Annotated in this window: 7 protein-coding genes, 9 tRNA genes and 2 rRNA genes (1 of these 18 running past the window's edge); all 18 read left to right on the top strand. The window is 40.8% G+C overall.

Features of this window, described 5'->3' with window-relative positions; translation table 11 throughout:
* Window positions 1-1,398: ribosomal RNA gene (locus ACUN0F_RS02295) — 23S ribosomal RNA — on the top strand (it extends 1,524 nt beyond the left edge of the window).
* Between the two features lie 48 nt (window positions 1,399-1,446).
* Window positions 1,447-1,562: ribosomal RNA gene (rrf, locus tag ACUN0F_RS02290) — 5S ribosomal RNA — on the top strand.
* 9 nt (window positions 1,563-1,571) lie between these two features.
* Window positions 1,572-1,646: transfer RNA gene (locus ACUN0F_RS02285), tRNA-Asn, on the top strand.
* Window positions 1,647-1,650: 4 nt separating this feature from the next.
* Window positions 1,651-1,723: transfer RNA gene (locus tag ACUN0F_RS02280), tRNA-Thr, on the top strand.
* A 22-nt stretch (window positions 1,724-1,745) separates the two neighbouring features.
* Window positions 1,746-1,820: transfer RNA gene (locus ACUN0F_RS02275), tRNA-Glu, on the top strand.
* A 5-nt stretch (window positions 1,821-1,825) separates the two neighbouring features.
* Window positions 1,826-1,901, top strand: a tRNA-Val gene (locus ACUN0F_RS02270).
* A 17-nt stretch (window positions 1,902-1,918) separates the two neighbouring features.
* A tRNA-Tyr gene (locus ACUN0F_RS02265) sits at window positions 1,919-2,002 on the top strand.
* Between the two features lie 65 nt (window positions 2,003-2,067).
* Window positions 2,068-2,142, top strand: a tRNA-Gln gene (locus tag ACUN0F_RS02260).
* A 5-nt stretch (window positions 2,143-2,147) separates the two neighbouring features.
* Window positions 2,148-2,223, top strand: a tRNA-Lys gene (locus tag ACUN0F_RS02255).
* 5 nt (window positions 2,224-2,228) lie between these two features.
* A tRNA-Gly gene (locus tag ACUN0F_RS02250) sits at window positions 2,229-2,300 on the top strand.
* 10 nt (window positions 2,301-2,310) lie between these two features.
* Window positions 2,311-2,383, top strand: a tRNA-Ala gene (locus tag ACUN0F_RS02245).
* Window positions 2,384-2,499: 116 nt separating this feature from the next.
* On the top strand, window positions 2,500-3,645 hold the full coding sequence (locus tag ACUN0F_RS02240) for a glycerate kinase (RefSeq protein ID WP_445539100.1): 1,146 nt from the start codon (window positions 2,500-2,502) through the stop codon (window positions 3,643-3,645).
* Window positions 3,646-3,854: 209 nt separating this feature from the next.
* Window positions 3,855-4,748 carry an arginase gene (gene rocF / locus ACUN0F_RS02235; RefSeq protein ID WP_000711559.1) on the top strand — a complete coding sequence of 298 codons (894 nt, stop codon included), beginning with the start codon at window positions 3,855-3,857 and terminating at the stop codon, window positions 4,746-4,748.
* 249 nt (window positions 4,749-4,997) lie between these two features.
* Window positions 4,998-5,819: a diadenylate cyclase CdaA gene (gene cdaA, locus ACUN0F_RS02230; protein WP_001115707.1), complete on the top strand. Its 822-nt coding sequence runs from the start codon at window positions 4,998-5,000 to the stop codon at window positions 5,817-5,819.
* Window positions 5,812-7,293 carry a CdaR family protein gene (locus tag ACUN0F_RS02225; RefSeq protein ID WP_445539099.1) on the top strand — a complete coding sequence of 494 codons (1,482 nt, stop codon included), beginning with the start codon at window positions 5,812-5,814 and terminating at the stop codon, window positions 7,291-7,293. Before cdaA ends, ACUN0F_RS02225 begins: the two co-directional genes overlap by 8 nt.
* Complete coding sequence (gene glmM, locus ACUN0F_RS02220) at window positions 7,286-8,632, top strand: phosphoglucosamine mutase (protein WP_000521484.1); 1,347 nt, start codon at window positions 7,286-7,288, stop codon at window positions 8,630-8,632. Before ACUN0F_RS02225 ends, glmM begins: the two co-directional genes overlap by 8 nt.
* 286 nt (window positions 8,633-8,918) lie before the next feature.
* Complete coding sequence (locus ACUN0F_RS02215) at window positions 8,919-9,104, top strand: hypothetical protein (protein ID WP_001208183.1); 186 nt, start codon at window positions 8,919-8,921, stop codon at window positions 9,102-9,104.
* A 12-nt stretch (window positions 9,105-9,116) separates the two neighbouring features.
* Window positions 9,117-10,919 (top strand): glutamine--fructose-6-phosphate transaminase (isomerizing), encoded by a 1,803-nt coding sequence (glmS, locus tag ACUN0F_RS02210; protein ID WP_000334154.1) that lies wholly within the window; start codon window positions 9,117-9,119, stop codon window positions 10,917-10,919.
* Window positions 10,920-10,931 lie beyond the last annotated feature (12 nt).

Raw genomic sequence — 10,931 nt, 5'->3', positions numbered from 1 at the left:
GTTAGGCTGATAAGTAGGCAAATCCGCTTATCGTGAAGGCTGAGCTGTGATGGGGAAGCTCCTTATGGAGCGAAGTCTTTGATTCCCCGCTGCCAAGAAAAGCTTCTAGCGAGATAAAAGGTGCCTGTACCGCAAACCGACACAGGTAGGCGAGGAGAGAATCCTAAGGTGTGCGAGAGAACTCTGGTTAAGGAACTCGGCAAAATGACCCCGTAACTTCGGGAGAAGGGGTGCTTTCTTAACGGAAAGCCGCAGTGAATAGGCCCAAGCGACTGTTTAGCAAAAACACAGGTCTCTGCGAAGCCGTAAGGCGAAGTATAGGGGCTGACACCTGCCCGGTGCTGGAAGGTTAAGGAGAGGGGTTAGCGTAAGCGAAGCTCTGAACTGAAGCCCCAGTAAACGGCGGCCGTAACTATAACGGTCCTAAGGTAGCGAAATTCCTTGTCGGGTAAGTTCCGACCCGCACGAAAGGTGTAACGATTTGGGCACTGTCTCAACCAGAGACTCGGTGAAATTATAGTACCTGTGAAGATGCAGGTTACCCGCGACAGGACGGAAAGACCCCGTGGAGCTTTACTGTAGCCTGATATTGAATTTTGGTACAGTTTGTACAGGATAGGCGGGAGCCATTGAAACCGGAGCGCTAGCTTCGGTGGAGGCGCTGGTGGGATACCGCCCTGACTGTATTGAAATTCTAACCTACGGGTCTTATCGACCCGGGAGACAGTGTCAGGTGGGCAGTTTGACTGGGGCGGTCGCCTCCTAAAGTGTAACGGAGGCGCCCAAAGGTTCCCTCAGAATGGTTGGAAATCATTCGTAGAGTGCAAAGGCATAAGGGAGCTTGACTGCGAGACCTACAAGTCGAGCAGGGACGAAAGTCGGGCTTAGTGATCCGGTGGTTCCGCATGGAAGGGCCATCGCTCAACGGATAAAAGCTACCCCGGGGATAACAGGCTTATCTCCCCCAAGAGTCCACATCGACGGGGAGGTTTGGCACCTCGATGTCGGCTCATCGCATCCTGGGGCTGTAGTCGGTCCCAAGGGTTGGGCTGTTCGCCCATTAAAGCGGTACGCGAGCTGGGTTCAGAACGTCGTGAGACAGTTCGGTCCCTATCCGTCGTGGGCGTAGGAAATTTGAGAGGAGCTGTCCTTAGTACGAGAGGACCGGGATGGACGCACCGCTGGTGTACCAGTTGTTCTGCCAAGGGCATAGCTGGGTAGCTATGTGCGGAAGGGATAAGTGCTGAAAGCATCTAAGCATGAAGCCCCCCTCAAGATGAGATTTCCCATAGCGTAAGCTAGTAAGATCCCTGAAAGATGATCAGGTTGATAGGTTCGAGGTGGAAGCATGGTGACATGTGGAGCTGACGAATACTAATAGATCGAGGACTTAACCATATAATATGTAGCAATGTTATCTAGTTTTGAAGGAATATGCCTTCATAGTTTGGTGATGATGGCAGAGAGGTCACACCCGTTCCCATACCGAACACGGAAGTTAAGCTCTCTAGCGCCGATGGTAGTTGGGACCTTGTCCCTGTGAGAGTAGGACGTTGCCAGGCTATTATTATTCCGCAGTAGCTCAGTGGTAGAGCTATCGGCTGTTAACCGATCGGTCGTAGGTTCGAGTCCTACCTGCGGAGCCATTATGCTTCCATAGCTCAGCTGGTAGAGCACTTCCATGGTAAGGAAGAGGTCACCGGTTCAAGCCCGGTTGGAAGCTTGGGAAGAGTTTTAAAATTTTTGGCCCGTTGGTCAAGTGGTTAAGACACCGCCCTTTCACGGCGGTAACACGGGTTCGAATCCCGTACGGGTCACCACTTTTGGAGGATTAGCTCAGCTGGGAGAGCACCTGCCTTACAAGCAGGGGGTCGGCGGTTCGATCCCGTCATCCTCCACCATATATATTTTAAATGTCGGAGGGGTAGCGAAGTGGCTAAACGCGGCGGACTGTAAATCCGCTCCTTCGGGTTCGGCAGTTCGAATCTGCCCCCCTCCACCATTTTCTTTAAAATAACCTGAGAGGGTTTATTTTTTTGAAAAGATAACCATACTAGTAAATATTAATGGGCTATAGCCAAGCGGTAAGGCAACGGACTTTGACTCCGTCATGCGCTGGTTCGAATCCAGCTAGCCCAGCCATTTACGAGCCATTAGCTCAGTTGGTAGAGCATCTGACTTTTAATCAGAGGGTCGAAGGTTCGAATCCTTCATGGCTCACCATTTTCGCGGAAGTAGTTCAGTGGTAGAATACAACCTTGCCAAGGTTGGGGTCGCGGGTTCGAATCCCGTCTTCCGCTTTATTACTAAGGGGCCTTAGCTCAGCTGGGAGAGCGCCTGCCTTGCACGCAGGAGGTCAGCGGTTCGATCCCGCTAGGCTCCATCTAAATAAAAAAGCTTACATCATATGATGTAAGCTTTTTTTGTATTTAAAAAGACAACTTTCATACTTGTCGTTTAAAATGAAGAAAATGTAAAAATAAAGGATGGGGGATAATTGTGAAAGTTGTTATTGCATCTGATTCATATAAAGAAAGCTTAAAAGCTATAAAAGTATGTGAAGCTATTGAAAGAGGATTTGGAGCAATTTTTCCTAAAACAGAGTACGTAAAAATACCAATTGGAGATGGAGGTGAAGGAACGGTTGATTCACTTGTGGATGCTACAGATGGAAGAATGATACCCCTTCATGTGACAGGACCGCTTAGAGAACGTGTACAAGCCTTTTACGGTATGTCTAAAGATAAAAAGACAGCGTTTATTGAAATGGCAGCAGCATCAGGATTACAACACGTTCCGCTTAAAAAGCGAAACCCACTTATTACAACGACTAAAGGAACCGGAGAGCTTATACTACATGCGCTAGACGAAGGAGCTGAGCACATTATTTTAGGACTTGGCGGAAGTGCTACAAATGATGGCGGAGCAGGTATGTTGTCAGCTTTAGGGGTCAGGTTTATAAATGGAAAAGGGGAAGTAATAGAGCCATCTGGAGGGACGTTACATTCGATTGTCGCTATTGATTTTTCATGCATGGATGCACGCTTAATGCATATAAAGATAGAAGCAGCATGTGATGTAGATAATCCGTTAGTTGGAATAAGGGGAGCATCTTTCGTATTTGGGAGGCAAAAGGGTGCGAATGCAGAGATGATGAAAGAGCTGGATGAGAATTTAAAGCATTATGCGAATATCCTTAAACAATACTTATCTTGCGACGTAGCTGAAATACCTGGCGCAGGAGCCGCAGGAGGAATGGGAGCAGCTGTTATTGCAGTGTTAAAGGGAAGCTTGCGGAGAGGAATTGAAATTGTATTAGACTATACAAATTTTAATAAGCATATAGAAGGTGCAGATTTAATTATAACTGGCGAAGGGAGAATAGATGAACAAACAGCATATGGAAAGGCCCCTGTAGGTGTTGCGGAGCGTGCAAAGCATTTTCGTATTCCTGTCATTGCTATTGGAGGATCTGTATCTCCGAATTATTCAGCTGTTCATGAAAAAGGAATCGATGCAGTATTTAGTATTACAGCGAGTCCTATGACATTAGAAGAGGCATATAAAGTAGCGGAAGAGAATATCGAAATGACAGCAAAGAATATTGCCGCAGTATGGAAAATAGCATCAGAAAAACACTTCTAAATGTAGGAGTGTTTTTTATTATTATTTAATAATAATGATGGTAGTTGTTTCATTAAGTTAACTTTATACATAGAATAGTCTTGAAATTTGGTTTTTAAAGCGAATATAAGTGAATAATTTGTATATCCATACAGAAAAATGTCGAGTTGAGTCAGACTATATAAAAGATTTAAAATATTTAGTGAAGGCATAAAAGGGGGATACTATCTATGAAAAAAGAAATCTCAGTTATTGGAGTTCCAATGGATTTAGGACAGATGCGTCGCGGGGTAGATATGGGGCCGAGTGCAATCCGTTATGCAGGCGTAATTGAAAGAATTGAAGAAATTGGATATGACGTTAAAGATATAGGAGATATATGTATAGAGAGAGAAAAAGAAGCAGATGTAAATACAAACTTAAGAAACCTTACACAAGTTGCAACTGTATGTAACGAATTAGCAAGTAAGGTGGATCATATTATAGAAGAGGGACGTTTTCCACTTGTATTAGGTGGTGATCATAGTATCGCAATTGGTACATTAGCTGGTGTTGCGAAACATTATAAAAATTTAGGTGTTATTTGGTACGATGCACATGGTGACTTAAATACAGAAGAAACTTCACCATCTGGAAATATTCATGGCATGTCACTTGCAGCAAGTTTAGGGTATGGACATCAAACGCTTGTAGATTTATACGGGGCATATCCAAAGGTGAAAAAAGAGAATGTTGTAATTATCGGTGCACGTGCATTAGATGAAGGAGAAAAAGACTTTATTCGCGAGGAAGGTATTAAAGTATTCTCGATGCACGAGATTGATCGTATGGGTATGACGGCTGTTATGGAAGAAACAATCGCTTATTTATCTCATACTGATGGTGTACATTTATCATTAGATTTAGATGGTCTTGATCCTCATGATGCACCAGGAGTTGGAACGCCTGTAATTGGTGGCCTATCTTATCGTGAAAGCCATTTAGCAATGGAAATGTTAGCGGAAGCTGATATTGTCACATCTGCTGAGTTTGTTGAAGTAAATACCATTTTAGATGAGCGAAACAGAACGGCAACAACGGCAGTTGCTTTAATGGGTTCTTTATTCGGTGAAAAACTAAAATAAATGTAAGAAAAGCAACTGAGAAGTTGCTTTTTTTATTTGAAAATAAGCGTATAATAATGATTTATATTATACTGTACGATAATAATGTTTGACATCTTGCCAATTTAGACGAAAGGGGGGTTGTTTGTAATTGTCGTTTGTTTCATGTATGGTATAATTAACTAGTTGTTGGAAATACATACAGATAGAGCATAAAACAATATTTCAATATATGGATAGAATTGCTCGTAAGTAGGAGGAAGGGGTAGTATGCCTTTTGAAGATACGACCATTTTGAAATATCTTAGTACGGTATTAGATATTGCCGTTGTATGGTTTATTATATATAAGCTAATTCTCATAATCCGAGGGACGAAAGCTGTTCAACTTTTAAAAGGGATTACAGTTATTATTGTCGTTCGGATGATCAGTATTTTCCTTGAATTGCATACGCTTTATTGGCTAACTGAGCAAGTATTAACGTGGGGATTTTTAGCCGTTATTATTATTTTTCAGCCAGAATTGCGAAGAGCACTTGAGCAGCTAGGACGCGGGAGTTTATTTTCGCGTGTTGGAACTCATGAGGATGATGAACCTGAAATCGTTGCAACAGCGATAGCGAAAGCAACGGAATATATGGGGAAACGTAGAATTGGTGCATTAATTACTTTGTCAAAAGAGACCGGTATGGGTGATTATGTGGAAACAGGTATTCCGCTAAATGCACACGTATCATCGGAATTACTTATTAATATTTTCATTCCTAATACACCTCTTCACGATGGAGCGGTTATTATGCAAGGAAGTACCATTAAAGCAGCAGCGTGTTATCTTCCGTTATCGGAAAGTCCGTTTATCTCTAAGGAACTAGGAACTAGGCATCGCGCTGCAATGGGAGTTAGTGAAGTTACTGATAGTATTACAGTAGTTGTGTCGGAAGAAACTGGCCAAATTTCTTTAACGAAAAATGGTAAGTTGCATCGTGATTTGAAGACAGAACAACTGAAAGATATGTTGTTAGCTGAATTTAGTGCGAGCGAAAAAACGACTTCTTCGTCTTTATGGAATTGGAGGAGAAAGCGTCATGGATAAGTTAATGGAGAATCATTGGTTTTTAAAAGGGATCTCATTACTATTGGCGTGTATGCTTTTTATGTCAGCGACTTTAACTGAAAAAAATACGACATCGGGGATACTACCTTTCGCAAATGATGCGAAAGAAACCTTAACTAATTATGCCATTAACCTTAAGTATGATGAAGAGAAATATATTGTAAGTGGTATTCCGTCAGAGGGCGTTAAGGTGAAGTTAGAGGGCCCAAAAGCAGCAGTTGCTACAGCAAAAGCGAAAAAACAATTTGATATACCAGTTGATTTGAGAGATAGCGAAAAAGGAACTTATGAAGTTTCTTTGAAAACGAACGGGCTTCCAGATGATGTGAAAGGAACAGTTCAGCCATCAACAATTAAAATTACTCTACATGAAAAAGCGAGAAAATACGTTCATGTAGACTTAAAATTATCAAATGAGGATCAAATGCCAGCGGGTTCAACTCTTGAAAAATCAAACATTAAACCTGATACTGTTGAGGTAGTTGGGACGAAAGAAGAAATTGAAAGTATTTCATCTGCTAAGGCGTATATTGATTTAAAAGGTGTTAATAAAACTGTTACAAAAACAGCCGAAGTTACATTATACAATAGAGAAGGAAAACGTTTAAATGTAAGAACGAGTCCATCTAAAATTAGTGTAACATTGAATGTGGCGACGCAAGCTACGACCAATAATACTGAAAAAACTGTTCCTGTAACGTATACGAAAAAGGGGAGTTTACCAGAAGGATTGGCCGTTACAAATATTAGCATTGAGCCGAGAGAAGTAACAATAGCAGGTCCAAAAGATATTTTGGATAATATACAATCGATAGAGGGGGTCGAAGTAGATCTTAGTCAATTGACAGAGTCTACAACATTCGATACCTCTGTTTTATTGCCAAAGGGTGTAACAAGTGCAAAACCGAATCAAGTGAAGGTTTCGGTAGGAGTGCAAAAAACAAAACAAACGAAAACAAGAACGATTGATGGTATATCAATTCAAAAAAATGGACTTTCTAAAGATGTTACGGCCCAGCTACTTTCACCGCAAGATGGGAAGATAAGCGTTGATATTTCAGGAGAAACAAGTATAGTAGATAAAATAACAGCTGCTCAAATAACAGCAGCCATTAATCTGCAAAATGTATCTCCGGGGACGAAGGATGTTTCTATTCAAGTGAGCGGTCCTGGTAATATTTCAATAGAGCCAAAGCAAAAAAGTGCCAAAGTCACAATTGTGAAGAAAGAAAATCCAGATAAAGAAGTACAGGGTAACGGTGAAAAACCAGATTCAAATAATAACCAAGATAATCAAACTGAAAAACCAAAAAATCCTGAACCTGAACCTAAACCTAAACCTAAGCCTGACACGGAACAGGAACAAAATAAAGATAAAGAAAAAGAAACTAGTCAAGAGCCAACAGTAGATAATCAAAAAGAGCCAGAAAAAGGAGCGAATCATAATGGGTAAATATTTTGGTACAGATGGAGTACGCGGGGTTGCGAACCAGGAGTTAACACCTGAATTAGCGTTCAAAATTGGACGTTTTGGTGGTTATGTATTAACAAAAGATACAGATCGTCCAAAAGTAATTATCGGCCGTGATACACGTATATCAGGACATATGTTAGAAGGAGCTTTAGTAGCAGGTCTATTATCAACTGGAGCAGAAGTAATGCGCCTTGGTGTTATTTCTACACCAGGTGTTGCTTATTTAACAAAAGCGTTAGATGCACAAGCAGGTGTTATGATTTCTGCATCTCATAATCCAGTACAGGATAACGGAATCAAATTCTTCGGTTCTGACGGTTTTAAATTAACAGATGAGCAAGAAGCAGAAATCGAAGCTTTATTAGACAAAGAAGTTGATGAACTACCACGTCCAACAGGTACGAATCTTGGACAAGTGAGTGATTATTTTGAAGGCGGACAAAAATATTTACAATATATTAAACAAACTGTAGAGGAAGATTTCTCTGGTTTACATATCGCTTTAGATTGTGCGCATGGTGCTACGTCTTCTTTAGCTCCATACTTATTTGCGGATTTAGAGGCTGATATTTCAACAATGGGAACTTCACCAAACGGCATGAACATTAACGATGGAGTAGGTTCTACGCATCCAGAAGTATTAGCTAAATTAGTAAAAGATAAAGGCGCTGATATCGGTCTTGCCTTTGATGGTGATGGTGACCGTTTAATCGCTGTAGATGAAAAAGGAAACATCGTTGATGGCGATCAAATTATGTTTATTTGTGCGAAGTACATGAAAGAAACTGGTCAATTAAAGCATAATACAGTCGTTTCAACTGTTATGAGTAACTTAGGTTTCTACAAAGCACTTGAAGCTAACAATATCACAAGTGATAAAACAGCAGTTGGTGACCGTTACGTAATGGAAGAGATGAAGCGTGGTGGTTACAACTTAGGTGGAGAACAATCGGGTCATATTATCTTACTTGATTACATTACAACTGGTGATGGAATGTTAAGTGCACTTCAATTGGTGAACATCATGAAAATGACGAAAAAACCATTATCTGAGCTTGCAGGTGAGATGACAAAATTCCCACAATTACTAGTAAACGTTCGTGTAACAGATAAAAAACTAGCATTAGAAAATGAAAAAATTAAAGATATTATTCGTGTTGTAGAGGAAGAAATGAACGGTGATGGCCGCATTCTTGTTCGTCCATCTGGAACAGAGCCACTTATTCGTGTAATGGCAGAAGCACCAACACAAGAAGTTTGTGACGCATATGTACATCGCATTGTAGAAGTTGTGAAAGCTGAAGTTGGCGCTGAATAATTCAATAAATTTATGAAAAAGGAGCACAAGAAGTGCTCCTTTTTCATATGTTTTATAGACGATGAAAAAAATTTCATTGACGGTTTATCTATGTTTGTTATAAGATGGTCTTGTTCTTTTTCTCAAAGGAAATATTGTAAATTATAGAAGCGCCAGAACTACAAGTAGTGTAGTTGACGAGGTGGAGTTTATCGAGATTTCGGCGGATGACTCCCGGTTGTTCATCACAACCGCAAGCTTTTACTTAAATCATTAAGGTGACTTAGTGGACAAAGGTGAAAGTGTGATGAGAGAAAAGGAACGGATACAAACTAGCTGTATAAGTATATACGGACTTAAACCCAATCGAGAGGAAGGTGAAAGCCGTTACAAGCTTACAGGGCTAGCAATATGTAATCCGTTTTTTAGTATAAATAAAAATGGTATCGGACTATGTCGTTACATGTTCGCAGAGCAATGTAAGCATTTGTAACGGCGACTAAACATGTGTGGAATCGTAGGATTTATTGGAGAGCAAGATGCAAAGGAAATTTTATTAAAAGGTTTAGAAAAGCTAGAATATCGTGGATATGATTCAGCAGGTATTGCAGTACAAGCAGAGAACGGTGTTGTTGTATACAAAGAAAAAGGTCGTATTGCAAAACTTCGCGAAATCGTAGATGAGAACGTAGCAGCAAGCGTGGGAATCGGTCACACACGCTGGGCTACACATGGTGTTCCAAGCAAAGTAAACGCGCATCCGCATCAAAGTACATCAAAACGCTTTACACTAGTTCATAACGGTGTAATTGAAAACTATGAATTAGTGAAAAAAGAATATTTACAAGATGTAACGTTCGTAAGTGAAACGGATACAGAGATTATCGTACAGCTTATGGAACAACAAGTGAGCACAGGACTAAGTGTAGAAGAAGCGTTCCGTAATACGCTATCTCTTTTACATGGCTCTTATGCGATCGGATTACTTGATGCTGAAAATCCAAACATGATTTATGTTGCTAAAAACAAAAGCCCGCTATTAGTAGGTGTTGGTGACAACTTTAATGTTGTGGCGAGCGACGCTATGGCGATGTTACAAGTTACAGATCAATTTATCGAATTAATGGATAAAGAAATCGTAATCGTAACGAAAGAAAGTATTACAATTAAAAACTTACAAGGTGAAACGATTGAACGTGCACCGTTTACAGCGGAATTAGACGCAAGTGATATTGAAAAAGGAACATACCCTCATTTCATGCTTAAAGAAATCGATGAGCAACCACTTGTAATCCGTAATATAATTCAAAAGTATCAAGATGAAAATGGCGAGATTGAACTGAATGCAGACATCCGCAATGCGATTTTAGATAGCGATCGTATTTACATCATTGCATGTGGAACAAGTTATCATGCAGGTCTTGTTGGAAAACAATTTATCGAGAAGTTTGCAAAAATGCCAGTTGAAGTGCACGTAGCAAGTGAATTCTCTTATAACATGCCATTATTAACAGAAAGACCATTCTTCATTTACATTTCACAAAGTGGTGAAACAGCTGATAGCCGTGCAGTACTTGTACAAACAAATGAAATGGGACATAAAGCATTAACGATTACAAACGTACCTGGTTCTACGCTTTCTCGTGAAGCTGATTACACACTTCCGTTATACGCGGGACCAGAAATCGCAGTTGCATCAACGAAAGCGTACACAGCACAACTTGCAGTACTTTCAATTTTAGCTGCGGACATTGCTAAAGCAAAAGGCGAAGTTCTTGATTTCGATTTAACACACGAATTAGGACTTGTAGCAAATGCAATGGTAGAACTTTGTGATCAAAAGGAAGAAATGGACGCATTAGCAAAACAATTTTTAGCAACAACGCGTAACTGTTTCTTCATCGGACGTAGCGTAGACTTCTACGTAGGATTAGAAGGTGCGTTAAAGCTAAAAGAAATCTCTTACATCCAAGCAGAAGGATTTGCTGGAGGAGAATTAAAACACGGTACAATCGCCTTAATCGAAAACGGTACACCAGTTATCGCACTTGCTACACAAGAGCACGTAAACCTTGGAATTCGTGGTAACGTGAAAGAAGTAGTAGCACGCGGAGCTAACCCATGTATCATCTCAATGAAAGGCTTAGAAATGGAAGGTGACAGCTTCGTATTACCAGCTGTACACGAAGCGCTAGCACCGCTAGTAGCAGTTATTCCATTCCAACTTATCTCATACTACGCAGCACTTCACCGCGAGTGTGACGTTGATAAGCCACGTAACTTAGCTAAGTCTGTTACTGTTGAGTAGGAGATTGGTAGG

It is taken from the genome of Bacillus sp. 1A (genome assembly GCF_052682215.1).
Note: the sequence above shows the minus strand (reverse complement) of the source record. Positions and strands in the feature narration are given on the sequence as shown.